Origin of the sequence: Streptomyces sp. NBRC 110035, assembly GCF_000829695.1 — a bacterium.
Classification (GTDB): Bacteria; Actinomycetota; Actinomycetes; order Streptomycetales; family Streptomycetaceae; genus Streptomyces.
Window position 1 is genome coordinate 33,825 of record NZ_BBNN01000053.1, and the last position, 26,181, is coordinate 60,005.

Annotated in this window: 24 protein-coding genes; 17 read left to right on the forward strand and 7 right to left on the reverse strand. The window is 72.1% G+C overall.

Translation table 11 applies throughout. The annotated features are described in order from the left end of the window. Positions 1 to 53: 53 nt before the first annotated feature. The 4 genes from TU30_RS30470 (at position 54) to TU30_RS30485 (ending at position 4,681) form a co-directional block, all read left to right on the forward strand. Positions 54 to 1,370, forward strand: coding sequence for a sugar ABC transporter substrate-binding protein (locus TU30_RS30470; RefSeq protein ID WP_042176302.1), 1,317 nt, complete (start codon positions 54 to 56; stop codon positions 1,368 to 1,370). 14 nt (positions 1,371 to 1,384) lie between these two features. Next, a complete protein-coding gene (locus tag TU30_RS30475; RefSeq protein WP_042176304.1) occupies positions 1,385 to 2,377 on the forward strand; it encodes a carbohydrate ABC transporter permease in 993 nt (330 codons plus the stop codon). A gap of 79 nt (positions 2,378 to 2,456) precedes the next feature. Further along, a complete protein-coding gene (locus tag TU30_RS30480) occupies positions 2,457 to 3,296 on the forward strand; it encodes a carbohydrate ABC transporter permease (RefSeq protein WP_042176305.1) in 840 nt (279 codons plus the stop codon). Positions 3,297 to 3,325: 29 nt separating this feature from the next. Continuing rightward, entirely contained in the window at positions 3,326 to 4,681 is a 1,356-nt protein-coding gene (locus TU30_RS30485; RefSeq protein WP_199816921.1) for a GH1 family beta-glucosidase, read from the forward strand. A 332-nt stretch (positions 4,682 to 5,013) separates the two neighbouring features. On the opposite strand, the gene TU30_RS30490 is transcribed toward TU30_RS30485, so the two are convergent. Further along, positions 5,014 to 5,988, reverse strand: coding sequence for a DUF4232 domain-containing protein (locus tag TU30_RS30490; RefSeq protein WP_042176308.1), 975 nt, complete (start codon positions 5,986 to 5,988; stop codon positions 5,014 to 5,016). A 216-nt stretch (positions 5,989 to 6,204) separates the two neighbouring features. Next, the gene (locus TU30_RS38100) at positions 6,205 to 6,327 is read right to left on the reverse strand and encodes a hypothetical protein (protein ID WP_267889358.1); all 123 of its coding nucleotides are present in this window, start codon (positions 6,325 to 6,327) and stop codon (positions 6,205 to 6,207) included. A gap of 235 nt (positions 6,328 to 6,562) precedes the next feature. Between TU30_RS38100 and TU30_RS30495 the strand changes: the two genes are divergently transcribed. From TU30_RS30495 to TU30_RS30520, 6 genes are all read left to right on the forward strand, one after another. Beyond that, positions 6,563 to 7,135 carry a crossover junction endodeoxyribonuclease RuvC gene (locus TU30_RS30495; RefSeq protein ID WP_042176310.1) on the forward strand — a complete coding sequence of 191 codons (573 nt, stop codon included), beginning with the start codon at positions 6,563 to 6,565 and terminating at the stop codon, positions 7,133 to 7,135. Positions 7,136 to 7,163: 28 nt separating this feature from the next. After that, positions 7,164 to 8,246 (forward strand): Holliday junction branch migration DNA helicase RuvB, encoded by a 1,083-nt coding sequence (gene ruvB / locus TU30_RS30500; RefSeq protein WP_042176312.1) that lies wholly within the window; start codon positions 7,164 to 7,166, stop codon positions 8,244 to 8,246. A 253-nt stretch (positions 8,247 to 8,499) separates the two neighbouring features. Next, positions 8,500 to 9,420: an ATP-binding protein gene (locus tag TU30_RS30505; RefSeq protein WP_042176314.1), complete on the forward strand. Its 921-nt coding sequence runs from the start codon at positions 8,500 to 8,502 to the stop codon at positions 9,418 to 9,420. Then, on the forward strand, positions 9,417 to 9,929 hold the full coding sequence (locus tag TU30_RS30510) for a hypothetical protein (protein WP_042176316.1): 513 nt from the start codon (positions 9,417 to 9,419) through the stop codon (positions 9,927 to 9,929). Before TU30_RS30505 ends, TU30_RS30510 begins: the two co-directional genes overlap by 4 nt. Beyond that, complete coding sequence (locus TU30_RS36290) at positions 9,929 to 10,801, forward strand: hypothetical protein (RefSeq protein WP_042176319.1); 873 nt, start codon at positions 9,929 to 9,931, stop codon at positions 10,799 to 10,801. The genes TU30_RS30510 and TU30_RS36290 overlap by 1 nt, the downstream gene beginning before the upstream one ends. 11 nt (positions 10,802 to 10,812) lie before the next feature. Continuing rightward, the gene (locus TU30_RS30520) at positions 10,813 to 11,301 is read left to right on the forward strand and encodes a single-stranded DNA-binding protein (protein ID WP_042176321.1); all 489 of its coding nucleotides are present in this window, start codon (positions 10,813 to 10,815) and stop codon (positions 11,299 to 11,301) included. 507 nt (positions 11,302 to 11,808) lie between these two features. Here TU30_RS30520 and TU30_RS36655 read toward each other — a convergent pair. The 3 genes from TU30_RS36655 to TU30_RS30535 form a co-directional block, all read right to left on the reverse strand. Next, positions 11,809 to 11,982, reverse strand: coding sequence for a hypothetical protein (locus TU30_RS36655; RefSeq protein ID WP_176726341.1), 174 nt, complete (start codon positions 11,980 to 11,982; stop codon positions 11,809 to 11,811). A gap of 231 nt (positions 11,983 to 12,213) precedes the next feature. Beyond that, the gene (locus tag TU30_RS30530) at positions 12,214 to 12,465 is read right to left on the reverse strand and encodes a hypothetical protein (RefSeq protein ID WP_042176326.1); all 252 of its coding nucleotides are present in this window, start codon (positions 12,463 to 12,465) and stop codon (positions 12,214 to 12,216) included. Between the two features lie 13 nt (positions 12,466 to 12,478). Beyond that, entirely contained in the window at positions 12,479 to 13,207 is a 729-nt protein-coding gene (locus TU30_RS30535; protein WP_042176328.1) for a TNT domain-containing protein, read from the reverse strand. A gap of 380 nt (positions 13,208 to 13,587) precedes the next feature. Between TU30_RS30535 and TU30_RS30540 the strand changes: the two genes are divergently transcribed. The 4 genes from TU30_RS30540 to TU30_RS30555 all read left to right on the forward strand — a co-directional run bounded on the left by TU30_RS30540 (position 13,588) and on the right by TU30_RS30555 (position 21,809). Further along, complete coding sequence (locus tag TU30_RS30540) at positions 13,588 to 15,054, forward strand: aldehyde dehydrogenase family protein (protein WP_042176330.1); 1,467 nt, start codon at positions 13,588 to 13,590, stop codon at positions 15,052 to 15,054. A 72-nt stretch (positions 15,055 to 15,126) separates the two neighbouring features. After that, positions 15,127 to 16,695 (forward strand): GMC family oxidoreductase, encoded by a 1,569-nt coding sequence (locus TU30_RS30545; RefSeq protein WP_042176332.1) that lies wholly within the window; start codon positions 15,127 to 15,129, stop codon positions 16,693 to 16,695. 258 nt (positions 16,696 to 16,953) lie between these two features. Further along, positions 16,954 to 19,077 (forward strand): choline BCCT transporter BetT, encoded by a 2,124-nt coding sequence (gene betT, locus TU30_RS30550; RefSeq protein ID WP_078878659.1) that lies wholly within the window; start codon positions 16,954 to 16,956, stop codon positions 19,075 to 19,077. 791 nt (positions 19,078 to 19,868) lie between these two features. Continuing rightward, positions 19,869 to 21,809: an NACHT domain-containing protein gene (locus tag TU30_RS30555; RefSeq protein WP_042176334.1), complete on the forward strand. Its 1,941-nt coding sequence runs from the start codon at positions 19,869 to 19,871 to the stop codon at positions 21,807 to 21,809. On the opposite strand, the gene TU30_RS38465 is transcribed toward TU30_RS30555, so the two are convergent. Further along, entirely contained in the window at positions 21,782 to 22,450 is a 669-nt protein-coding gene (locus tag TU30_RS38465; RefSeq protein ID WP_360619232.1) for a hypothetical protein, read from the reverse strand. The two genes, TU30_RS30555 and TU30_RS38465, sit on opposite strands and share 28 nt — an antisense overlap. A 383-nt stretch (positions 22,451 to 22,833) precedes the next feature. After that, the gene (locus tag TU30_RS30565) at positions 22,834 to 23,721 is read right to left on the reverse strand and encodes a CAP domain-containing protein (protein WP_042176336.1); all 888 of its coding nucleotides are present in this window, start codon (positions 23,719 to 23,721) and stop codon (positions 22,834 to 22,836) included. A 910-nt stretch (positions 23,722 to 24,631) separates the two neighbouring features. Here TU30_RS30565 and TU30_RS30575 point away from each other — a divergent pair. The 3 genes from TU30_RS30575 to TU30_RS30585 all read left to right on the forward strand — a co-directional run. Further along, the gene (locus tag TU30_RS30575) at positions 24,632 to 24,940 is read left to right on the forward strand and encodes a transposase (RefSeq protein WP_042176341.1); all 309 of its coding nucleotides are present in this window, start codon (positions 24,632 to 24,634) and stop codon (positions 24,938 to 24,940) included. Beyond that, positions 24,937 to 25,677 (forward strand): IS3 family transposase, encoded by a 741-nt coding sequence (locus TU30_RS30580; RefSeq protein WP_078878665.1) that lies wholly within the window; start codon positions 24,937 to 24,939, stop codon positions 25,675 to 25,677. The genes TU30_RS30575 and TU30_RS30580 overlap by 4 nt, the downstream gene beginning before the upstream one ends. Positions 25,678 to 25,824: 147 nt before the next feature. Next, positions 25,825 to 26,181: transposase (locus TU30_RS30585; protein ID WP_042176355.1), on the forward strand; the 357-nt coding region annotated here is incomplete at its 3' end.

The window sequence follows — 26,181 nt, forward strand, 5'->3', positions numbered from 1 at the left end:
ACCTCCCCTGACCCCCTCGCCCCCTGCCCTCGCGGAAAGGCACATCAGGAGCCATGCGCAGCATCCGAGCCGCGGCCACCGGCGCCGTCATCCTGTCTCTCGTACTCACCGCCACGGCCTGCGGCGGCGGATCCACCACGGGCGGCGGATCCGACGACTCGCCCGGGGAACTCACCTACTGGGCCTCCAACCAGGGGGCCAGCGTCGAGATCGACAAGAAGGTGCTCCAGCCCGAACTGGACAAGTTCGAGAAGCGGACCGGCATCAAGGTCACCCTGGAGGTCGTGCCCTGGTCCGACCTGCTGAACCGGATCCTCACCGCCACCACCTCCGGTCAGGGACCGGACGTGCTCAACATCGGCAACACCTGGTCCGCCTCGCTCCAGGCGACCGGCGCGCTGCTGCCGTGGGACGCGAAGAACTTCGAGAAGATCGGCGGCAGGCACCGCTTCGTCGACTCCGCGCTGGGCTCCACCGGCGCCGAGGGCCAGGACCCGGCCGCGGTCCCGCTGTACTCGATGGCGTACGCCCTCTACTACAACAAGCAGATGCTCGCCGACGCCGGTGTCGACGAGCCTCCCGCCACCTGGGACGAACTGGTCGCCGCCGGCAAGAAGGTCTCCGGGGACGGCAAGTGGGGGATCGCCATGGAGGGTTCGAACCCCTCCGAGAACGTCCACCACGCCTTCGTCCTCGCCAAGCAGCACGGCGCCGGCTTCTTCACCGCCGACGGCACGCCCGACTTCACCAACGACGGCGTGGTCACCGCGGTCAAGCAGTACGTCGACCTCATGGCCAAGGACAGGATCATCGCCCCGGGCAACGCCGAGTACGCCCAGAACCAGTCCGTCAGCGACTTCGCCAAGGGCAGGACGGCGATGCTGCTGTGGCAGTCCGCGTCCGCCAACCTCACGTCCCAGGGCATGAGCGAGGACGACTACGGCATCGCCCCCGTGCCCGTGCAGTCCGGCACCCCGGGCGCCGGCACACAGGTCAACTCGATGGTCGCCGGCATCAACCTCGCCGTCTTCAGGAACAGCGACAACATCGACGGCGCCACCGAGTTCGTGAAGTTCATGACCAGCGACGCCGAGCAGAGGATCCTCAACACGGCCTACAGCTCCATCCCGCCGGTCAAGACCGCCCAGGACGACGACGCCTTCGACTCCCCGGCCGACGCCGTCCTGAAGGACACCCTCGCCGAGAGCGCCGTACCCCTCCCGCAGGTCCCCGACGAGTCCCAGTTCGAGACCGCCGTCGGAACGGCGGTCAAGGACCTGTTCGCCGACGCCGCCGGCGGCCGCGAGGTGACCACCGGCTCGGTCGAGGCCGCCCTCACCAAGGCCCAGCAGCAGATGCCCGAGAAGTGAGTCCCGACACCGCCATGACCGCCACCGTCCCCGCAGCACAGGCCGCCGCGCGGAAGGGTTCCCCCGGTGCGGCGCGCGGCCCCCGCCGCCGTCCCGGGCGGGTCCGCCGCATCGGACTGCCGTACCTGCTCCTCCTGCCCGCGCTGCTCCTCGAACTCCTGGTCCACCTGGTGCCGATGGTGATCGGCATCGTGATGAGCTTCAAGGAACTCACCCAGTTCTCCCTCCGCGACTGGGGCGCCGCCCCGTGGGCCGCCCTCGACAACTACAAGGTGTCGGTGGACTTCGACGCCCCCGTCGGCGCGGCCCTGCTCCACTCCTTCTTCGTCACCGTCGCCTTCACCGTGCTGTCGGTCGGCCTGTGCTGGCTCCTCGGCACCGCCGCCGCGATCTATCTGCAGGACACCTTCCGCGGACGCGGCCTGCTCCGCGCCCTGTTCCTGGTGCCGTACGCGCTGCCGGTCTACGCCGCCGTCATCACCTGGGTGTTCATGTTCCAGCACGACAACGGGCTGGTGAACCACGTCCTGCACGACCAGCTCGGCCTCACCGACAAGCCGTCCTTCTGGCTCATCGGCGACAACAGCTTCTTCGCGCTGCTGACCGTCTCCGTGTGGAAGGGCTGGCCGTTCGCCTTCCTCATCGTCATGGCCGGCCTGCAGAACATCCCCCGCGAGCTGTACGAGGCCGCCGCCCTCGACGGCGCCGGGATGATCCAGCAGGTCCGCCGCATCACCCTGCCGTCGCTGCGCCCGGTCAACCAGGTCCTGGTCCTGGTCCTGTTCCTGTGGACGTTCAACGACTTCAACACGCCGTTCGTCCTGTTCGGCAAGGCCGCCCCCGAGGCCGCGGACCTCGTCTCGGTCCACATCTACCAGGCGTCCTTCGTCACCTGGAACTTCGGCACCGGCTCCGCGATGTCCGTCCTGCTCCTGATCTTCCTGCTCGTCGTGACGGGCGTGTACCTCGTCCTCACCTCGCGCCGACGGAGGCCGTCACATGGCTAGTCCACCGACGAAGACCCGGACCCGGGTGTCTCCGGCGGCCTCCGCGGCCTCCAGGCCCCCGGCCTCCCCGGTGTCGCCCATGGCCCCGCCCCGCTCGTTCCTCTGGTCGAGGCGGATCTTCCTCACCCTGCTCACCGGCTTCGTGACGGTCCCGGTGTACGTCATGGTCTCCAGCTCGCTGAAGCCGCTCGCGGACGTCACCGGTGAGTTCCGCTGGCTGCCGAGCGAGCTGACCGTGCGCCCCTACATCGACATCTGGTCCACGGTCCCGCTCGCCCGGTACTTCGTGAACTCGCTGATCGTGGCGGGCGCGGCGACCGTCTGCTCGGTGCTGATCGCGGTCTTCTCCGCCTACGCGGTGAGCCGCTACGACTTCCGCGGCAAGCGGGTCTTCACCGTGACCGTGCTGTCGACGCAGATGTTCCCCGGCATCCTCTTCCTCCTCCCGCTGTTCCTCATCTACGTCAACATCGGCAACGCCACGGGCATCGCCCTGTTCGGCTCGCGCGGCGGCCTGATCCTGACGTACCTGACGTTCTCCCTCCCGTTCTCCGTCTGGATGCTCATCGGGTACTTCGACTCGGTGCCCCGCGACCTCGACGAGGCCGCGCTGGTCGACGGCTGCGGCCCGCTCGGCGCGCTCTTCCGGGTCGTCGTGCCGGCCGCGGTCCCCGGCATCGTCGCGGTCGCCGTCTACGCCTTCATGACGGCCTGGGGCGAAGTGCTCTTCGCGTCGGTGATGACCAACGACACCACCCGCACCCTCGCCGTCGGACTCCAGGGCTACTCCACCCTCAACGACGTGTACTGGAACCAGATCATGGCAGCCTCGCTCGTGGTGAGCGTCCCCGTGGTCGCCGGCTTCCTGCTGCTGCAGCGCTACCTCGTCGCCGGCCTGACGGCAGGAGCCGTCAAGTGACCGGCTCCACCCCCCACGAAGGGACTTCCGTGACCATCGACTACGCCGCCCTCCCCGACGACTTCCTGTGGGGCACGGCCACCTCGGCGTACCAGATCGAGGGAGCCGTGGCGGAGGACGGCCGCTCACCGTCGATCTGGGACACCTTCTCGCACACCCCGGGCCGTACCGACAACGGCGACCACGGCGACCTCGCCTGCGACCACTACCACCGCTGGCGCGAGGACATCGGCCTGATGCGCCGCCTCGGCACCAACGCCTACCGCCTGTCCCTCGCCTGGCCCCGGATCGTCCCCGGCGGCGACGGCCCGGTCAACGCCAAGGGCCTCGACTTCTACGACCGGTTGACCGACGGCCTGCTCGAGGCGGGCATCACCCCGTCGGTCACCCTCTACCACTGGGACCTGCCCCAAATCCTCCAGGACCGCGGCGGCTGGCCGGAGCGCGACACCGCCGAGCACTTCGCCGCGTACGCCTCGGCGGCCGCCGAACGCCTCGGCGACCGGGTGCACCACTGGGCGACCCTCAACGAGCCGTTGTGCTCGGCCTGGATCGGCCACCTGGAAGGCACGATGGCGCCCGGCCTGACCGACCTCACGGCAGCCGTCCGCGCCTCCTACCACCTGCTCCTCGGCCACGGCCTCGCGGCCCGGGCCATCCGCGCCGCCCCCGACGCCCAGGTGGGCATCGTCAACAACCTCTCCACGATCCACGCGGCCACCGGCAGTCCCGAGGACCTGGCCGCCGCCACCCGCATGGACGGCCACACCAACCGCTGGTGGCTCGACCCCGTCCACGGCCGCGGCTTCCCGGACGACATGCGCGAGGTCTACGGCGTCGAACTCCCCGAGCGATCAGGCGACCTGGAGACCATCGCCGCCCCGCTCGACTGGCTCGGCCTCAACTACTACTTCCCCCAGGTGGTGGCCGCCGACCCGAACGGCCCCGCCCCGCACGCCGCGTTCGTACGCCGCGCCGGCGTCCCGCGCACCGGCATGGACTGGGAGATCGACGCCGGCGGCATCGAGACACTGCTCCTGCGCCTGACGAACGAGTACGGCGCCCGCAAGCTCTACGTCACCGAGAACGGCTCCGCCTTCCCGGACGTGGTCCGCCCCGACGGCACGATCGACGACCCCGAACGCCAGGACTACCTGGAGCGGCACCTCGCCGCCTGCGCCTCCGCCGCCCGCAGGGGCGCCCCGCTCGCCGGCTACTTCGCCTGGTCCCTGCTGGACAACTTCGAGTGGGCCTACGGCTACGGCAAGCGCTTCGGCCTCGTCCACGTCGACTACGCCACCCGGACCCGCACCATCAAGGGTTGCGGCCACCGGTACGCGGACATCATCCGAGGGCACGGGGGAGAGGCCCGGCGGGCCGCGTAAGGGCCGCTTCGGCGTGGAGCAGGGGCCGGGCCGGGGCCAGGGCCGTCGGCGACTGTGCCAGGGCCTCCGGCACTGGTTCACGAACTGCTGCAAGGGCCTGCATGTCCCCGTCCGGCAGCTGCTCGGCCGTCGGCCGGACCTGCCTGCGCCGGCCGTCCGGCACCAGCCCCCGCAGACGACCTCCGCTCCACCGACGCTGATCCCGCCACGGCAACGAGGGGAACACGTCGGCAGCGAACTCCACCACCTCACCCCCGGAGCCGTTCCACCTCCCCGGCCTCGCACCAGGAAGATGCCCACCAGCAGGAAAGACCACCCGACGTGACGAAGCGCTACTGGGGTTCCGCCTTTTTCCAGGGCCTGACCCCGAGCTTTCCGGTGGTCCCGAGGTCGAGGTCGGGGGTCACCGTCACCGGGGCGGCGCCCTCCTTCGCCCTGACCCGCACGTAGGGCACGTTGACGGCCGTACCGAACCCGGTGGTGTTGCGCCAGACCAGGCCGGCGGTCGCCGACTCGCCGGGCTCGAGCGTGACGGGCCGGGGCTGTTCGTCGGGGCCGGCAGCGGTGGTGATCTCGCCGCTGCCGTCGAGGATCTCGACACCGTCGACGGGCTCGAAGCCGTCGTCCAGGAGTTCCAGCAGCGGATAGCCCTGGACGCTGTAGGCGTGCGTGCCGCAGTTGGCGAGCCGCAGGCTCACGACGCGCAGTCCCATCGCCGCGTTGCCCTCGTCGGCGCTGACCCGGATCCCGGAGGCGGGGCACGCGCCCGGCTCGGCCGGCGCCTCGCCCGCGGGGACCCCGGTCACCTCGAGCACCTCGGCCTGGGTCACCCGCGGCGAGGTGGGCGGCAGTTCCCCGGCCCGGACCGTACCCCGCACGGTCCGCCCGGGGCCGACGTCGCGCACGGTCCCGGTCCGGTTGGTCACGGCCCCGCCGTCACCGCCCCTGAAGGTGAAGACGACCGAGTAGGTCAGGGTCTCGGCGCCCTCGTTGGTGACCTCGTAGGCGGCGAAGACCCCCGAGTCCGAGCCCGTGGTGAGCCTGTCGGCGGAGACCGAGTGACTGCGGGTGGGCGAGGGGGAGGCCGACGGGAGGGTCAGCGAGGTGATCCGTACGCCGTCCTTGCCCGGATCGTCGATCCGTGTGCCCTCCTGCGACGCGACCGCGTCGGTGCCGGCGCCGCCGCCCCCGGCACCCGCGTGCTCCGTCCCGCAGCCCGTGAGCAGCAGAGCGGTCGCGGCGAGGGCCGACAGGAAGGGGAGGACGGTCGCGGCGGGAGGCGGGCGGAGGCCGGCGGGTCTGCGCATCGGCTCATCCCATCAAGGCGCGGGACCCGACGCGTGCGAGGAAGATCACAGCTACGGTCACAGGGGTGTCACAAGTGGGTGGGGAGGCGGCGGGGGGAGGTGGCCCGATCCACGCTGCCGCTCCTCGGCACCCTGTGCCTCTGCCGGTGGGAGGGGCGGGGCGGGCTGTGCGAGGCGCGCGGGCGGTGACGTGGCGCGGGTGGTCGGACGTCGGGATCAGGGGCGGGGCACCAGCACCTCGGGCGCGGTGTCCGTGCCCGAGGTGCTGGTGCCGGTCCTGTTGATGACGCACCCGGCGCGGCGGTGCGGCGGGCGACGCGCGGGCGTCGTGCGGTTCACGTCGGCCGCGACCTCGCGTCGTACACCTGTTCGAGTTACGGTGAAGTTCAGGGCCTGCCGGACACCCGGGGGAACCGCCCCCGCCGGCCGGGGCCCGAGGAGGACTTCCCGATGTGCCCGGAGGGCCCGTCCGTCCCGCATCCGCGGGGCGGACCCTCCGCCCGACCGGTGTCGACGCGACCCGATGCACAGGCTTGGTTCGATCATGAAGGCTTCGATTCCCGAGGAAAGCGCCGTGCGGGTGCTCGGCGTGGACCCGGGGCTGACCCGGTGCGGCCTCGGAGTGGTCGACGGCGCCCCCGGACGGCCGTTCGCGGTGACGGCCGCCGGTGTCCTTCGCACCCCGGCGGACGCGGACACCGGTCACCGCCTCCTCCTCATCGAGCGCGGTATCGAGCGGTGGCTGGACGAGTACCGGCCCGGAGCCGTCGCCGTGGAGCGGGTGTCCAGCCGGTACGGCGTGCGCGCCGTGATGGGTACCGCGCAGGTGGGTGCGGTCGCGATCCTGTGCGCGGCCCGGCGTGGCCTGCCCGTCGCCTGGCACACCTCCGGCGAGGTGAAGGCCGCCGTCACCGGCAGCGGAGTCGCCGGCCGGGCCCAGGTCGGTGCGACGGTCACCCGGCTCCTGCGGCTCGACTCCCCGCTCGGGCCGGCCGGCGCCGCCGACGCCCTGGCGCTCGCCATCTGCCACATCCGGCGTGCCCCGGCCCTGAACCGCCGGCAGCAGGTGCACACCGCCACCCCTCCCTCCGCCCCCTCCGCCGCCCCCTCCCCTTCCGCGCACGCCGAACCGCGCACGCCCGGTTGAACCGCACGCGCCGAGAGGAGTGGACCGCATGCCCTCGGACGAAGCCGAAACCGCCGCCCTCGCCGAGCGGCTGGTGGGATCCGTCGCCGACGGGGAGGACCAGGCCGTCGAGGCCGCCCTGCGGCCCAAGGACCTGGACGAGTTCATCGGCCAGGAGAAGGTCCGTGAGCAGCTCGACCTCGTGCTGCGCGCCGCACGCGCGCGCGGCGCCACCGCCGACCACGTGCTGCTCTCCGGCGCCCCCGGCCTCGGCAAGACCACCCTCTCCATGATCATCGCGGCCGAGATGGAAGCCCCCCTCCGCATCACCTCGGGACCGGCCGTCCAGCACGCCGGCGACCTGACAGCCGTCCTGTCCTCCCTCCAGGAGGGCGAGGTCCTCTTCCTCGACGAGATCCACCGCATGTCCCGGCCCGCCGAGGAGATGCTCTACATGGCGATGGAGGACTTCCGCGTCGACGTCATCGTCGGCAAGGGCCCCGGCGCCACCGCCATCCCCCTCGAACTGCCGCCCTTCACCCTGGTCGGCGCCACCGTACGGGCGGGCCTGCTGCCGCCCCCGCTGCGTGACCGCTTCGGCTTCACCGCGCACATGGAGTTCTACGAGCCCACCGAGCTGGAGCGGGTCGTCCACCGCTCCGCCCGGATGCTGGAGCTGGAGGCGACCCCCGACGGTGCCGCCGAGATCGCCGGCCGGTCGCGTGGCACGCCCCGCATCGCCAACCGCCTGCTGCGCCGCGTGCGCGACTACGCGCAGGTCAAGGCCGACGGGCGGATCACCAGGGAGATCGCCGAGGCGGCCCTCGCGGTCTACGAGGTCGACGCCCGCGGCCTCGACCGGCTCGACCGGGCGGTGCTGGAGCCCCTGCTCAAGCTGTTCGGCGGCGGCCCCGTCGGCCTGTCCACGCTCGCCGTCGCGGTGGGGGAGGAACGGGAGACCGTCGCGGAGGTCGCCGAACCCTTCCTCGTACGGGAGGGGCTGCTCGCCCGTACCCCGCGCGGCCGGGTCGCCACGCCCGCCGCGTGGGAGCACCTCGGCCTCGTGCCGGCGCGGCAGGGCGGTCCTGCCGACGGACGGGACCGGTTCCCGCCGGATGCGCGCCGCGGCTGACCCGGCCGCACCGCCGGCGCGGCGCACTCGGACCGCTCCCCGATGCGGACATATGGCGTATTGGTGATTTTCCGTAGAAAGGTGTTGATTTTTCTCTCGCTCGGTGTCTAGCGTGGGGTTCCACGCAATTTCGAACTAGCATTCGAACCGAGGCTTCGGCCGTGTGGGTGCACGTCTTGCCGGAAGAGGACCGCTTCCCGTCCCTCCCCAAGCCCACCCCGGACCGCCGTGGCATGCGCCAGAGGAGAACGGCGTGAACAGCTTCACCTTCACCCCCGCAACCAAGGAACAGGCCAAGGCCCGCATCGCGCTCACCGGGCCCACCGGCTCGGGCAAGACCTACACCGCGCTCGTCCTCGGTACCGGCATCGGCGACCGGATCGCCCTGATCGACACCGAGCACGGCAGCGCTTCCAAGTACGCCGACGAGTTCACCTTCGACGTCCTCCCGCTCGCGACGTTCGAGCCGCCCGCGCTCGTCGAGGCGCTCGCGGTGGCCGCCCACGAGGGCTACGATGTCGTGATCGTCGACTCGCTCACCCACTTCTGGTCCGGCTCGGGCGGAATGCTGGAGCAGGTCGACAACGCCGCGAAACGCGTCGCGGGAGGCAACACCTTCGCCGGCTGGCGGGAAGCCCGCCCCCTGGAGCGGGCGATGATCGAAGCCCTGCTCGCCTACCCCGGCCACATCATCGCCACCATGCGCACCAAGACCGAGTACGTCGTGGAGGCGGACGACCGCGGACGCAAGGTGCCGCGCAAGGTCGGGCTCAAGCCCGAGCAACGGGACGGCATCGAGTACGAGTTCGACATCGTCGGCGACCTCGACCACGAGAACACCCTGGTGATCTCCAAGTCCCGGGCGAAGCCGCTCTCCGGGCGCGTCATCCGCAAGCCGGACGAGAAGTTCGCCGAGGCCGTCCTGGAATGGCTCAACGCAGGCAAGCCCACCCCGAGCGCGTCCGACTACCTCACGGCCGCCACCGCCCCGCACGCCGCCTACGAGGAACTCCGCGGTCTCTACGAGGAGGTGCGCCGGCACAACCTGCTCGCCTCCGCCGTCCTGGACCCCGCCGGGGGATCGACCACGCTGGGCGAGCTCATCGTGCGCCGCGGCACCGCGGCCAAGAAGGACACCGGGAAAGAGACCGAGCAAAAGGGTGAGGCCGCGTGAACCTCCGGGACCACGCCACCCGGGTCGTCGTACTCAGGGTGCTGCGCGACGCGGTGGAGGCCGAGTACCGGGCCGAGCGTTGCGCGGTCCTCGACGGACTGCGCGCGGCGCGCGCCGAACTCGCCCTCAAGTCGATGCGGGTGACCATGCCGGACGACACCCCGATCGCCACCCTCACACTCATCGACCCCCAGCCGACGGTCGTGGTCGCCGACGAGGACGCCTTCACCGCCTGGACGGCCGCGAACCACCCCGGCGAGGTGGAGACCCTGGTCCGGGTGCGCTCCGCCTGGCAGCGGGAGTTCTTCGCCCGGCTCGCCTGCTCCGGCCCGGTCGCCGACCCGCGCACCGGCGAGGTGGTCCCGGGACTGACGGTGGCGCCGGCCCCCGAACCGCGTTCGTTCAGCCTCAGGCCCGTGCCCGGCGGAACGGAACGGGTCGCCCGGGCCTGGCGCACCGGCGAGATCGACCTGCGCGGACTGCTCGCCCTCGACGGGGGTGAGACGTGATGACCACCGTCATGGCGCGTTCCACGGCCACCGCCACGGCGCGCTCCGACAGGGACTCGACCGCCACCCTGTGGTTCCTGATCTCGCAGGCCGCTCACCTCGGCTGCGGCCGTTGGAGCCTCGGGGACGACGGGCGGCTGCGCTGTGCCTGCGGCACCGTCCTGTACCTGTACCCGCAGCCGGCGGACGGGGCGGGAAGCGGAGGACCAGGGCCACCCGGGGAGCGCCCCCGCGGAAGGGAGGAACGGATGACGCCGGCCGAGACCGCCGGGCTCGCCGCACTGGTCGCGGCGATGTGCCCGTCGATGCATCTGGAGGAGACCACGACGGACGCCTGGCACCTCCTGCTCGCCGACCTGGACGTCGCCGACACGCGGGAGGCAGTGATCCGGCTGGGCCACAGACAGCCCCGCTTCGACGCCGCCGACATCCGCGCCGAGGTGCGCGAGCTCCGGGAGGAGCGGCTCGCCCGCGACCCGCTGCCGCTCCCGGACGCCGACCCGGACGACCCGCACCGCTATCGCGCGGAACTCCTCGCGATCGTGACCGCGATCGCCTCGGGGCAGCGCGTCAGGCGGACACCCGCCGTCCCGGTCCAGCCGTCCCCCGCCCCCGCGGGCCGGCCGAGGGACGACCTCCGCGTCCACGCCCTGCGCGTGCCCTGCCCCTGGTGCCGGGCCGCCGTCGGCCGTCCCTGCACCGTCCCCCGGCTCGGTGTCCCGCTGAGGAACGCCCCGGCTCACGCTTCGGGACTCGTCACGGCGGGGCCCGCCGAACGAGGGGGAGGCACACCGGACGGCGAACCCGAAGACACCCCGAAGTCCCCGCGTGGTTGTCGGACCACCCACTCCTCCAGTCCGTACATGCGTTAGGAGCACCTCTCATGGTCGGCGAGACCGTCGTCACCGTCGTCGGCAACCTGACCGACGACCCCGAGATCCGCAGCACCCCGTCCGGCGAGGCGGTCGCACACTTCACCGTCGCCTCCACGCCCCGCACCTTCGACCGGCAGAGCAACGAGTGGAGGGACGCCGACACACTGTTCCTGCGCTGTTCGGCCTGGCGGAAGACGGCGGAACACGTCACCCGGTCCCTGACCCGCGGCACCCGCGTCATCGTCCAGGGGCGGCTGCACCAGCGGACCTACGAGACCAGGGAAGGTGAGAAGCGGACCGTCATCGAGCTGGAGGCCCTGGAGATCGGCCCCTCCCTGCGCTACGCCGACGCGACGGTCAGCAGGATCCCGAGCGCGGGCGGACCCGGCGGCACCCTCTTCGACACCGCTCCGCCCGCGTCGAACGACGAACAGGGGGCGTCCGACGGGGACAGGAACCCCTCCCACGACCACAACAGCCCCACGTTCCCCTTCTGAACCGGCCGAGAAGCGCAGGGCGACCGTCATGAACGCCCTCCCGCCCTGCGGGCCGCCCCGACTCGAGAGCCGCACCCCGGCAGCGGCCGTCGGCCCGACCTGCCCCGGCCGCCGACCCCCGACCGCCGGCACACCGCCCCGAGGTGGCCGGACGACGGGAACGGGACGGCCCGCAGCGAGGCCCGGCGCGTCCGCAGGCCAGGAGTCCACCGTCCTCGCCGAGGGACTCGGCACGCAGGACGAGACGGCACCGGAGACGGTCCCCGCCACGCCGGAAGAACCCGCGATCCGCAGGGCCGCACGGCCGGCTTCGTCACGCACGTCGGAGCCCTGGCCGAGCGGGTGCCGACCCGCTGTGCCGTTCACCGCGGCCGGGTACCTTCTCGGTACAGCGGGAGACGGGGACCACGAGCGGAACCCCGGAGCCGACCACCGGTCTCCGACCACTGGCCTGAGACCACCGATCTCCGACCACGGGGAAGAACGACCGGTCGGTGGTTCCGCGCGTCAGCCGACGCCGGTCGCGGGCGTGAAGCCCGGCCTGCACAGGTCTTCGAGGTCGGAGCCCCCGCCGCCCCACACCAGAGTGCGGGAGCCCCAGTCCAGCTCCACGTGCTCCGGCCCCCGGTGACGGACCATCCAGTCGTAGTTCTTCAGAGCGGTCTCGGCCTCTTCGGTCATGGTCCGAGGCTATGGGGCGACCGGGGCCGGAAGCCGTATCTCCGACCCGGGACACACCGGGATCCGATGACGCCGGGCACCCGCGGAACGAACCGGCCGTCACAGGAGACAGCGGAGGCTCGTGAGCGGCCGCGCGGGCGGACCGGTGCCGGACGATGCACGACGGGTCGGGCACGTCGCACGGATGGACGCCCTACGGGGCTTCCGCCCCAGGACGGAGTTCCGGGCCGGTCAGCAGCCGCTTGCGGTCAGCAGGCGCAGGAGGTGCGTGCAGGCCGATTCCTCCCGCGTGTGCCGGGCGACGATCTCCCAGGTGCCCCGTTCGTAGGCGCCGGTCTCCCACATGCCCGGGGCTGTGCGGGAACGGCGCAGGTAGAGGAAGTCGGTCGGCAGGGGAGAGGGCTCGTGCACGCCCTCGATGTAGTAGTGGCCGTCCCGCACGCCCAGGGCGCGCAGGACGGTGCGCAGAGTGCCGCGGTTCACCGGCAGGCCCGGGTCAGCCCGTCGCGTGAACGAGGTAGCCGTGGTCCAGGAGCCATCTGACGTTCAGACGCTCGCCGTCGCCCGGGGCGAGCAGCGCGGGGTCGAGCTTGATCTGCTGTCCACCGCCGGGCTGTTCGAACCAGGGGGCGACGCCGCCCTGCCAGACGGCGAAGGGCTGCGTGACGGTGTAGCGGTGGTAGTCGCACGGGTGGTCAGGCTCACGGGTGTTGAGGTTCTGCGGCGGCAGCGCCCGCTTGGCGTAGGGGTCGCCGGCGGGGGCGAGGTAGGAACCGTACTCGGAGCCGAAGCGGTCCAGGTCCTCACCCGGCTCCAGGACCTCCACGTGCTTGTCGACCTGCCCGTTGACCTCGGCGAACCCGTCGTTGGGCGGGTACTTCCATCCCGCCGGGCCCTCAGGATCCTCCTCCTTCCAGTACGTCGCCAGGAACGCGTCGGGGGAGAGGTCACCGGTGCGCCGGTAGTCCTTCAGCAGCGGTCCCACCGGGGCCTCCCAGGGGCGGGGCAGGGTCTTCGGACCCAGCCGGGCGTCGCCCCGGTACGCGCCGGTGCACGGGGCCGGACGCGACACCGGACGCGGTGCCGCCTGCTCCGTCCGCTGGTACTCCTCGGCCGCCGGGGGCGTGGGCGGTGCGGGGGTGGACGCGGTCGCGGTCGCCGGGGGCAGTGCGGCTGCGAAGGCCAGGGACAGCGCGGACAGGGCGGCGCGTGAGCGGTTCTTCACGTCTCTCGTACTCCGATGTTCGTCGGGGTGCCCCGGCCCGTACGAGGCCACCTACCGGGGCGCGCTGGGGAGGTGAACAGCGACGGTGGCGCATGCCGGGGCCGATGCCCTCCGGCGTCGGCCATGGCCCGGCTTCCACCGTCAGGAGGTGGCCGTCCCGGCCGCTTCGGCGTGAGGACCAACGATCGTGTGGCGGCAAGGACACGCGTTCTCATGACCGGAGACAAGAAGACAAAGAGACGCGGAGACGCGGAGAAGGGGCGCCCGGACCACCCGGTCGCGAGCGTGGAGGTGCGGCCTGCGGCCGCCGACCGCACGATGGGCCGTGTCGCCGACCGGCACACCGGTCGGCACCGGCCGGATGCGAAGGAGGTCCCGCGGTGGGCGAGCTGTACATCGACGGCGAGTGGACACAGGCCGCGGCCGGCGGGCGGCGGGAGGTGGTCAACCCGTACGACGCCTCCGTCGTCACCACCGTCGACGAGGCGGACGCCACCGACGTGGACCGCGCGGTGCGCGCCGCCCGGCGCGCCTTCGACCAGGGGGAGTGGGCGAACGCCCCCACCCGCCACCGCGCCGACCTCCTGCTGCGCGTCCACGACCTGCTGCTGCGCGACAGGGACGAGATCGCCCGCACCGAGACCCTCGACACCGGCAAGACACTGACCGAGGCCCGCATCGACGTGGAGGACGTGGCGAACGCCTTCCGCTACTTCGCCGAACTCGCGGGCAAGGACGGCGGCCGGGTCGTGGACGTCGGCCCGGACGTCCTCAGCCGCGTCGTCTACCAGCCCGTCGGGGTGTGCGCGCTCATCGCCCCCTGGAACTACCCGCTGCTGCAGGCCTCGTGGAAGGTCGCGCCGGCGCTGGCCGCCGGCAACACCTTCGTCCTCAAACCCAGCGAGACGACGCCGCTCACCACGATCGCCATGATCCGGCTGATCGAGGAGGCCGGCGCACCCCCCGGCGTCGCCAACCTGGTGCTCGGCTCCGGGGCGACCGTCGGCGCCGCCCTGACGGACCATCCCGAGGTCGACCTGGTGTCCTTCACCGGCGGCCTGGCCACGGGACGCGCCATCATGGCCGCCGCCGCCCGGGGGCCGAAGAACATCGCCCTGGAACTCGGCGGCAAGAACCCCAACATCGTCTTCGAGGACGCCGACTTCGCCGCCGCCGTGGACTACGCGCTGGACGCCGCCTTCCTGCACTCCGGGCAGGTCTGCTCCGCCGGCTCACGACTGCTGGTCCAGGACTCCCTGCACGACCGGTTCGTGGACGCCCTCGCCCGGCGCGCCCGGGCGATCCGCCTCGGCAACGGCATGGAGGAGGGCACCGAGAGCGGCCCCCTCAGCTCCGCCGAGCACCGGGAGAAGGTCGAACGCCACATCGCCGCCGCCCTCAAGGAGGGCGCACGGCTCGTCACCGGCGGCACCCGCCCCGACGACCCGGCGCTGAGCAGTGGCTTCTTCCTCCTGCCGACCGTCTTCGCCGACTGCGACCGGTCCATGGGCATCGTCCAGGAGGAGGTCTTCGGACCGGTCGTCACGGTCGAGCGCTTCCGCACCGAGGACGAGGCGGTGGAACTGGCCAACGACACCCGCTACGGCCTGGCCGGCGGCCTGTGGACCTCCGACGCGAGCCGCGCCCAGCGCGTCGCCCAGCGGCTGCGGCACGGCACCGTGTGGATCAACGACTTCCACCCCTACGTGCCGCAGGCCGAGTGGGGCGGCTTCGGCCGCTCCGGCGTGGGGCGCGAGCTGGGCCCCACCGGGTTGCGCGAATACCAGGAGGCCAAGCACATCTACCAGAACCTGGCCCCCGCGCCCTCCGGCTGGTTCAAGGGCTGACCGGCCGCGGCACACCGCCCGCAGCTCACCGCTCACCGCCCGCTCCCGACGGCTGCCGAAGAAAGGCATCCCATGGCCCCCACCACCCCGCACGGCGCCGAGTCCGCCTACGACTACGTCATCGTCGGCGGCGGCACCGCCGGCTGTGTGCTCGCCGCCCGCCTGAGCGAGGACCCCGACTGCCGCGTCTGTGTCATCGAGGGCGGCCCCAGCGACGTCGGCGACGACCGCATCCTGCGCCTGCGCAACTGGATCAACCTGCTCGGCTCGGAGTTCGACTACGGCTACACCACCGTCGAGCAGCCGCGCGGCAACTCCCACATCCTGCACTCACGCGCCCGCGTCCTGGGCGGCTGCTCCTCCCACAACACGCTGATCAGCTTCCTGCCGCTGCCGCAGGACCTCGACGACTGGGTGGCCCACGGCTGCACCGGCTGGGACCCGGCGACGATCCTCCCCTACCGCGACCGCCTGCTCACCAAGATCGTCCCGGTGGCCGAGGCCGACCGCAACCCCATCGCCAAGGACTTCGTCACCGCCGCCTCCCGGGCCACCGGAGTCCCCGTCGTCGACGACTTCAACGCCGAGCCCTTCGCCGACGGCACCGGCTTCTTCTCCCTGGCCTACGAGCCGGAGGGCAACCTGCGCTCCTCCGCTTCCGTCGCCTACCTCCACCCCGTCCTGGACCGCCCCAACCTCACCCTCCTCCTGGAGACCTGGGCCCACCGGCTGCTCGACGACGAGTCGGGGAGGCCGACCCGCGTCGCCGTCCGCGGTGCCGACGGCGAGCCCGCCACCGTGCGCGCCGAGCGTGAACTCCTGCTGTGCGCCGGCGCCATCGACACCCCGAGGCTGCTGATGCTGTCCGGCATCGGCCCGGCCGACGACCTGCGCCGCCTGGGCATCACCGTACGGGCCGACCTGCCCGGCGTGGGGGAGAACCTGCTGGACCACCCCGAGTCCGTGATCGTCTGGGAGACCGACGGCCCCCTGCCGCCCAACTCCGCGATGGACTCCGACGCCGGTCTGTTCCTGAGCCTGGAGGCCGGCCAGCCGCGCCCGGACCTGATGTTCCACTTCTACCAGGTGCCGTTCACCGTCAACACCGAACGCCTTGGCTACCCCGTCCCGGACCACGGGGTGTGCATGACGCCGAACGTGCCGCGCGCCCGCTCCACCGGCCGCATGTGGCTGCGCAGCGCCAACCCGATCGACCATCCCGCCCTGGACTTCCGGTACTTCACCGACCCCGAGGGCCACGACGCACACACCCTCGTGGAGGGACTGAAGATCGCCCGCGAGATCGCGGCGACCGATCCCCTGAGCAACTGGCTCGTCCGCGAGGTCGCACCCGGCCCGGACGTCACCTCCGACGCCGACCTGTCGGAGTACGGGCGCCGCGCGGCGCACACCGTCTACCACCCGGCGGGCACCTGCCGCATGGGCGCCGCGGACGACCCGATGGCCGTCTGCGACCCCGAGCTGAGGCTGCGCGGTGTCGAGGGCGTGCGCATCGTCGACGCGTCGGTGTTCCCGACGATGCCCACCATCAACCCCATGGTGACCGTCCTGCTCGCCGCCGAACGCGCCGCCGACCTGCTCACCGGCCGCCCGGGGCCCGCCGGGGGGACGGGGCGGTGACCCGGACCGCAGCCGTCCGGGTCCCGGGACCGGCGAGCGAGGCCACCATGTTTCACCGGTGCCGGTCGGGGACGCGGAACCACCAGGACGCTCCCGTACCACCCGTACCACCCGTACCACCCGTACCGCCCGTACCGCCCGTACCACGGCGAGTCCGGACACCGACGAGAGGCCTCCCGCGCTCCGTGCGCGCCGCCGCGGCAGCCACCGGCCGCCGCGAGCCGATGTCCTGACCCTCGACCAAGGAGGAAAACGGCCGTGTCGACCACAGGAGACAAGGGCGTCGGAACAGCACCGGAAGAACCGACGGTGGAAGCCGCGACGGCGGGCGCGGGCACGCTCAAACCCGTGGTCTTCTTCGGGTCGGCCGTGCTGATCCTCGCGGTGTCGATCTGGGCGATCATCACGCCCTCCGGCGCGGAATCGGCCATCGGGGTGGCGGTCGACAAGATCTCCTCGTGGTTCGGCTGGTACTACTTCCTCGCCGCGACCCTGTACCTGGCGTTCGTCGTCTTCATCGGCGTCTCCAAGTACGGCACGGTCAAGCTGGGGCCCAAGCACTACAAGCCCGACTACGGCCTCTTCGCCTGGGCGGCGATGCTGTTCGCGGCGGGCATCGGCATCGACCTGATGTTCTTCTCGGTCGCCGGACCCGTCAGCCACTACCTCGCGCCACCGGAGGGCGACCCGGAGACGGTCGAGGCCGCCCGGCAGGCCGTGGTGTGGACCCTGTTCCACTACGGCATCACCGGCTGGGCCATGTACGCGCTGATGGGCATGGCACTCGGCTACTTCGCCTTCCGGTACCGGCTGCCGCTCGCGATCCGCTCCGCGCTCTACCCGATCATCGGCCGCCGGATCCACGGACGGATCGGTGACGCCGTCGACCTGGCGGCCATCCTCGGCACCGTGTTCGGCATCTCCGTGTCGCTCGGCATCGGCGTGGTGCAGCTGAACTACGGACTGAAGGTCCTCTTCGACGTGCCGGAGGGGCTTCCCGCGCAGATCGGCCTGATCGCCGTGGCGGTGGTGATGGCCACGGTGTCCGCGGTGGCCGGTGTGGACAAGGGCATCCGCCGGCTGTCGCAGCTCAACGTCCTGCTGGCCGTCCTGCTCATGCTCTTCATCCTGGTCGTGGGCGAACCGTTCCGACTGCTCAACTCCCTCGTCCAGAACGTCGGGGACTACGTCAGCCGCTTCCCGTCGATGACCCTGAACACCTTCGCCTACGACCAGCCCACCGAGTGGCTGGACGCGTGGACGCTCTTCTTCTGGGCCTGGTGGATCGCCTGGGCGCCGTTCGTCGGGCTGTTCCTGGCCCGCATCTCCCGGGGCCGCACCCTGCGCCAGTTCGTCGCGGCGACACTGATCATCCCGTTCCTCTTCACCGGCCTCTTCCTCGCCGTCTTCGGCAACAGCGCCCTGTTCCTGGTGCGCGACGGGAACGCCGAGTTCGGCGAAACGGCCATGAACGCCCCCGAGCAGGGCTTCTACGGCCTGCTGGACCAGTACCCGGGCGCCCTGTTCAGCGTCGGCCTCGCCACGTTCGTCGGGCTGCTGCTGTACGTCACCTCCGCGGACTCCGGGGCCCTGGTCATGGGCAACCTCAGCTCCGACCTGCCCACCCCGGTGACCGACGCGTCCCCGTGGCTGCGCATCTTCTGGGCGGTGACGACGGGGCTGCTGACCCTCGCCATGCTCCTCGTGGGCGGTGTGCAGGCGCTCACCGACGCCACCATCATCATGGGGCTGCCCTTCTCCTTCGTCATGTTCCTGATCATGGCGGGGCTCTATCTGGCGCTGCGCACCGAACGGATGCGGGCGGAGGCGCTGATCACCACGCTGCCGGCGTCGCTCTCCAGCCGTACCACGCTGCAGGGCCCGCCGGGGGCACGCAACTGGCGGCACCGGCTGGCGCGGGTGATGGCCTTCCCCGGCCGGCGGGCGGCCACCAGGTTCGTCGACGAGGTGGGCCGCCCCGCCTTCCAGGAGGTCGTCCAGGAACTGCGGGAACAAGGAGCGGAAGCGGAACTCCTGGAAGGGGTCGACGAGGACAACGGCCTGACGCACGTCGGCCTCCGGGTACCGAGCGGCCCGAGCGACGAATTCGTCTACCGGATCTGGCCCGTGGAACTGCCGACGCCCGCGTTCGCCACCAAGTCGGTCAGCACCCACGACACCTACGTGCGCTTCGAGGTCCAGCTCGCCGAGGGCAACCAGGGATACGACGTGATGGGCTACACCAAGGAACAGCTCATCGCCGACAGCCTCGACCAGTACGAACGGCACCTGGAGTTCCTGCGGCTGCACCACGAGGCGGCGGCCGGGTCGGCCCTCCCCGACCACCGCCCGGACGCGCCGGAGGCACACCTACCGGAGTAGGCCCCGTACAAGGCCGGCACGACGTGGACCCGACGACGAGCGAAGCCGACGCCCATGAACTGTGCCGACGCCGGGTCGAGCGCCGGCCGCTCGGCGGGCCGACCGCTGCCCTCGCGCCGCGAGGCACCGGTGTCCATGACGACGACGGCGCCTCGTCCGCGACCACCTCGACCGGGCCGGAGGCACGAGAGCCCACCGGCGCCGGGTCCGTACGGCCCGGGGGAGCCCGGGCGGTTGCCACGCGCGCGTGAGTCTCACGGGGCCGGGAGTGGCTGGGTAACCTGATCCGTGCCCCTCGGCCGTGTGCGTGGGGGGCGTCGGGCCGTGTACAGGCGGGTGCGAGGAGCGGCAGGGGTTCTCGGCCAAAGGGGGACGCTCGTGGAACGGGACGCGCAGGAGGAGGAGCGGACGGGGGGACGGCGACACCCACAACGAGTTCTCGGGGGTCGGCGGGCCCGTCGTCCTGCGGCGGGACTTCCTCGGTCCCGTCACCGTCAACCCTCCCGTCGACCCGCCGTCCAGGACGACGGGGGAGGCCGACCTGGTCCGGGCCGCGGACGACCTCGCGTCCGCCGTCACACGCCAGTGGAGGGAGGAGGCGGCGCTGCGGCGCCTGAACGATCCGTACCCGCTTCCGGTCCGGTGGCGGTCCGCCGATCCTGAACTCATGGAGCCCTGGCGTTCGCTGCTCCGGCTGGCGACGACCGGAATCGGCTGGGCGCCGGCCTCGCCGTCCGGCTGGGCCTCCGGGCCCGAAGCGCTGTCCGGGGGGCGGCGGCGAACTGGTGGGGGTGCTGACCCGGGTACCCACGGGGCGCCTGGTCGTGCTCGGGGAACCGGGCTCCGGCAAGACCGTGCTGCTGGTGCGGCTGGTGCTGGACCTGCTCGTGCGCCGCCGCCCCGGGGGCCCCGTGCCCGTGCTCGTACCACTCGCCTCGTGGGACCCGGACCGGGAGGAACTGGACCTGTGGCTGGAACAGCGGCTGGGCATCGACTATCCGTGGCTCGGCGATCCCGGCCGCACGGGAGCCAGCAGGGGACGGGAACTCCTGGACGCCGGCTGCATCATGCTGGTGCTGGACGGCCTGGACGAGATCCCCGACGGTGTCCGCCGTCGTGCGATCGCCCGGATCAACGACACCCTCGGCCTCCACCCGGACCTCGGAATGGTCCTCAGCTCACGCAGCGCTCCCTTCGCCGCCACCGTCCGGCCCCGCAGCGGGCCCGAGGTGCGGGTGATCGGCGCGGCGGGCGTCGAGGTCGAGCCGCTGGACCTGGACACCGTCGCGTCGTACCTCCGGGACTCCGCCGGCGGGCCGACCAACGAAGCCCGCCGGCAGAAGGTGTTCGCCGCGCTGGCCGCCGGGCACGACCCTCATCCCTTGGCCCAGTTGCTCACGACGCCGCTGATGGCGTACCTGGCCCGCGTCGCCTACGACCCCCCGCCGGACGCAGGGGAGGACATCGGGTACGCCTCCGGACCGGAGGGCCGCCCGTCGGATCCGGCACAGGACTCCGCGTACGTCCCCGCGCAGGACTGTGAACGAGACCCCGCGCCGGACGGACACCACGCCCCTGCCGGCCATCCGGCCGAACTCCTGGACCGCTCACCCTTCCCCACGCCCGCCGCGATCCGGGCACATCTGCTGGATTCCTTCATCCCCGCCTCCTACGCGCGGCACCGGACCCCACCCCCACCCCCGGCCCGGACGGCCGGTCCTTCACGGCCGAAGCCCCACTGGACGCTCGGGCAGGCGTCCCACTTCCTGACCTGTCTCGCCCGTGACCTGGAAGACCGTCAGCAGGGCACCACCGACCTCAGATGGTGGGATCTCCCCGACGCGGCGCCGAGGGTTCTGGCAGGACCCGTGGTGGGACTCGTGGCGGTGCCGGCCGGTGTGGTGATGCCCTTCGGCGCCTGGCTCGGGGCCGGCATGATCGTCGGTGTCGCCGTGGCGCTGCTGGGCCGCCGGTGGAGTCCACCCAACCGGACCTTCAACCGCGGGCTGGCAGGAGGTCTGATCGGCAGCCTCCTCGGGTCCGCGTTCGGGCTCGGCATGCGCGCCACGCTCGGGATCGAAAGCCCGGCGGGGTACCTCGTCAGCGGGCTCGCACTGGGCCTGGTGCCCGGATTCCTCGGCGGCTTCCGGGCCGGACTGGCGGGCGGTCTCGCGGCGTCCTTCGTCGGGGCGTTCGTCGGAGAGCCTGAAATGGGGGACTCGGCGCCGTGGGTCAACAGCGTCGGGTTCGCCGTCGCCGCAGCCTGCGTGGTCACCCTGGGGCACAGCCGCCTTCCGGCGAGAGGACTCCGCTGGTCACCGATCGGCATCCTCACCGGCCTGGGCGGCGGTCTCGCCCTCGGATCGCCGTCACCCTGCAGGCCGGCCTGCTCAACGGGCTGCTGTCGGGCGTGGTGGGTGCCGTTGGCGGTTCCTTCGGCGCAGGGCTGGAGGCCAAACCGGCCGAGGCGACGGCCGCGGCGGACCCGCAGACCGCACTGGCCCAGGACCGCGCCACGTTCTGGACCACCGCCATGGCGGGCGGCCTCGCGATCGGCATCGCCGCCTCCTTCGTCATCGGATCGCTCCTGGGGCCGTGGCGGGGAGCCCTGGCCGGAGTGGCCGACGGGCTGGCCACCGGCCTGGCCTGGGGCTTCCTCCAGGCCAGGTACGGATCGTTCACGCTCGCCCGATGGTGTCTCGCCCTACGCGGCCAGGTGCCATGGCGGCTGATGCCGTTCCTCGCGGACGCACACCGGAGGGGAGTGCTTCGGCAGGTCGGCGCGACGTACCAGTTCCGCCACGCCGAACTGCAGCGTCGCCTCGCCGGGAGGGCGTGAGCCGCTGCCCGCCGGCGACGCCGGTTCAGCCCTCCTGCGCGTCACCCGTCGCGGAAGGCGCGCCCCGTCCGGGGCAGGGCGCGTCGGTCCGTGCCTGTCGGTGGACACCGCACCGGGCCCGGCCGGGCCGTGGGTGGTGAGGGTGAGACCGGAGAAGTCCCTGCCCATGACGACGGGACCGTACTGCGTTCCCCCGCTGACCCGGTTCGTCACCGCACCTTCACCCGTACGCACCGACCGCGCCTGCTGCCACCAGCTCTCCAGGGCGAGGCGAAACTCCGCGTCGAGCGCGGCGCGTACGGCAAGGGCCGTGCTCAACCGCTGGGCTCGCTCCAACTCGCCGGGATCCTGCGTCAGCGCCGTGAGCTCGGCCTCACCGGAACTCACCACCAGTGCACCGGCCCCACCATCGGCCTCATCACGCCGGAACGGGCGACGGACCAGCGTGCTCAACGCCGCCCACGCCTGCCGGCCGGCCTCGCCGCCGACACTCCCTGCCAGAGCCGCCAGCGCGGCTGCCGAGATCGGATCCATCGCCACTCCCCGGACACTTGCCGGTCACCGTGCCCACCTGCCGGGCACCGGACAACACACCCACAGAGCATGACCCGTCCAACGGCAACGCGCCCCCGACTCGAGGTCCTTCCCGGCAAAAGGAGCCGACGGCCATCAAGGACGAGGTGACCGAGCCGGCACTCCGGCCGGACCTCGTGTCCCGCGGCCCCGGCCGGGAACCGGGAGCCAGGGCGGTCGGTGCCCCGATGCCGGGGCCGGGACGGCTGCGGAGACAGCCCGGCCGCGCCCGCCGTGACGGCTCGGTCGGCCGGGGTGGTGCGTTCGGCGCGGGGTCGGCCGGCGCGGCTCGCCGTGCACGTCGCGCTGACGGCAGACCGCCGGCGGGTGCGGGCGTGCGGCGGCTACCGGGCCGTGCCGAAGTTCTGGGTCCAGTAGTCACCGGGCTGCGCGAGACCGACGCCGATCTCCTCGAACGCGCAGTTCAGTATGTTCTCCTTGTGGCCGGGGCTGGCCATCCAGCCGGCCATCACCTGCTCGGGAGTGGAGTAGCCGTAGGCGACGTTCTCGCCGTAGGTGCTCCAGTTGTAGCCGGCCCGTGTGATGCGGTCGGCGGGCGAGGACCCGTCCGAGCCGGTGTGCGACATGCTGCCGCTCGCCGCCATGTCGTCGCTGTGGTCCTGCGCGGCCTCGGTCAGGGTGGGGTTCACCTTCACCGGGGAGCAACCGACCTTGCCGCGCTCGGCGTTGACGAGTTCCACGACCCTGGCGACGGCTCCGGAGGCGGTGGCGTCAGCCGTCGCCGCGGGGCTCGAAGCACCGGCGGCGGGTTCGGGGGCGGCCGTAGTGGGCCGCGGCGCGGTCGTAGAGGACTCAGGGGCCGCGGTGGTGGGCTTCGGGGCCGCGGTGGTGGGCTCGGCGGTGGGCTTCGGGGCCGTGCTGATGGGCCTGGAGGCGGATGTCCCGGGAGCCGTCTTCTTCGGCTTGTGCGACGGCCTGGCGCTGCCGTGCTTCGGTGCACCGGCCTTCGAGGGGCTCGCGGTGGCGGCCGGTGTGCTCGTCGGCGCCGTCGTGGACCCGCCGTGCTGCCGGCCGTTCCACGGGCGGTGCCGGTCGGCGTCGCCCCACCTGTCCTCGGCCGCGGCGGGGGCGGCGGTGTCCTGGTTCTGCCGTTGCCCGCTGCCGGGCCAGTCGGCACAGGCCATGGCGACCGAGGGTATGCCTATGGCGCTCATGGCGACTGCCGTGACGACCGTCCGCCGGTACCGCTTCTGATGACGATGCTTTCCCATGCGTGACCTCACCTGCTGCTGTCCGGAGGTCGTCATTCTTGGGACGGCCCGGCGTCGGGCGCAAAGGCCGTCGCACTACCGGGCTTCGTAGGTCCGCGAGGGTCTTGCGGCGGGCGGGAGAGCGTGCCGACCCGCTCGCGCCGGGCCCCGCGGGACGCCTGCCGCCTCGTCAGAAGCCCTCGTCCGGCGAAAGAACCGCAGCACTCGGCTCCCCACCGGATCGCCGCCCGCCTCGGCCCGCCTCACGCCCACGGCAAGACGGACAAATCCCCTATGTCGTCTGAGCGGGTTCTACTAAACGGCCTGCGTAGATCGCGGACGTGGTGTGACAGGTGTCACGGAATCATGGATTCCGGATCGTGGCCGGGGTCCGGGAAGCACGCCCGCGGGTGCCGGACCTCGTGCACCGACTGCCGCGATCCGGACTCCGGCCCGGGGCGGACGGCCCGCCCGGAGCGTCTTGGAAGCGGCAGGCCCCGCCCGTCCTCCAGGGCCGCCACCTCCTCCTCGCCGCCCTGGACGGAAGCCTCGTCGTTTCCGTCCGTATGGGGCACCTCCTGGGGCTCGAAGCCGCTTCCGCGGTACGTCACCACCTCGGCGCGCCGGAGACGAGCGGTGCGGGTGTGCCCCGGGGGGCCGGTCTGTGGCGGGGGACGGCTCTGTTCGGTGGTGACCGGCGCCGGGTTCGATGGAGCTGACGCGTACGTGCTGCCGGGTGGGCTCCCGGCGGAGTGCTTCACTGAAGGCGGTGACGGTGAACTCGGCGGCGCCGGTGTCGGTCATGTCGGCCACGCGCCGGGGGGAGGGGCGCCCGACCGGGGGAGACGCGGGCGGCCAGGGGTGAGGTTCCCCCGAGATGCGGAGGGTGGTGACAGAGGGTCAGATGGTTCTCATGAGAGGAGCATCGGCCATGGCTGCACCCAGAAAGTACTCGCTGGAGTTGCGTGAGCGTGCGGTACGGATGTATCGCACCACGGAGCCGAGGCCGCAGATCAAGAAGCCGGCTGTCGACCTCGGTGTGCATCCCGAGGCTCTGCGCGGCTGGATCCGGCAGGCCGAGGCGGACGCCGGCGAGCGCGACGACCGGCTCACCACCGACGAGCGGGCCGAGCTGGTGGCGCTGCGTAAGGAGAACGCCCAGCTCAAGCGGGCGAACGACGTGCTGCGGACGGCGTCTGCGTTTTTCGCGGCGCAACTCGACCCGACCCGGCCCAGGTGACGGCGCTCCTCGACGAGCATCCCCGCCTGGGAGCCGAGTGCGTACTTCGGGAACTGCACATCCCCTCCTCCACCTGCTACCGCTGGCGCCGCGCCGAGCGCGAGCCGTGCGAACGGCAACGCCGCGACGCCGGGCTCACCGAACTCACCGAGCAGATCAAGGAGATCCACGCGGAATCCGGTGGCGTCTACGGATCACCACGCGTGCACGCCGTCCTCAGACGCGAGGGCACGCGCGTCGGCCGCAAGCGGGTCGAACGTCTGATGCGCGAGGCCGACATCGCGGGCATCAGCCCACGCCGCAAGGGCTTCACCCGCCGCGATGCCAAGGCCACGCCCGCCCCGGACCTGGTCAACCGGGACTTCACCGCGTCCGCGCCGAACCGGCTGTGGGTCACCGACCTCACCATGATCTCCACCGGGGAGGGCCCGTTGTGGCTCTCGGCGATCCGGGACGCGTTCTCCCGCCGGGTGGTGGCCTGGGAGACCCCGGCCCGCGCGGACGCCGACCTGGTCCTGACCACGCCGGAGTACGCGCTCGCGTCCCGTGAGGTCGAGCCCGGCAAGCTCATCCATCACGCCGACCACGGCTGTCAGTACACGTCCATCAAGCTCACAACACGCCTGGTGAGAGCGGGAGTTCAAGCGTCGATGGGTTCCGTCGGGGACTCATATGACTGTCAGTCTTTTCGCACCGGATCCCGCAAGGATCGGGTAGTCCCGGCTGAGGCGGTCTGACTCTTGCGTATGACTGACCCCGTGAGTGTCCTGGCGTTGATCTGTATAGGAGCCTGGAGCCGACTCACCAAAGCGTCCCCGTGACAGTCCTGTCCGTCCGACCGGCGACAGCGTGAACACCCACGTTAGCGACCGGAAGGACCAACCGTGCACCACAGCGAGCAGCCCAGGTCCGGGCATGTTGTGATCGGCGTCGACACGCACAAGCACGTGCACGTCGCGGCGGTGATGGACACGATCGGCGGGATCCTGGCCACCTTGACGATTCCCACCGACACCGGCGGCTTCCGGCAACTGGCGGACTGGGCCGCCTCGTTCGGCAAGGTTCTGGCCTTCGGGATCGAGGGCACCGGCTCCTACGGTGCCACGTTGACCTCGTTCCTGCGCAGGGCGGGCCACAAGGTGGTCGAGGCCGGCCGCCCGGACCGGCGGCTGCGGCGCATGAACGGCAAGTCCGACACCCTGGACGCCGAGAACGCCGCCCGCGCGGTGCTGGCCGGGTTC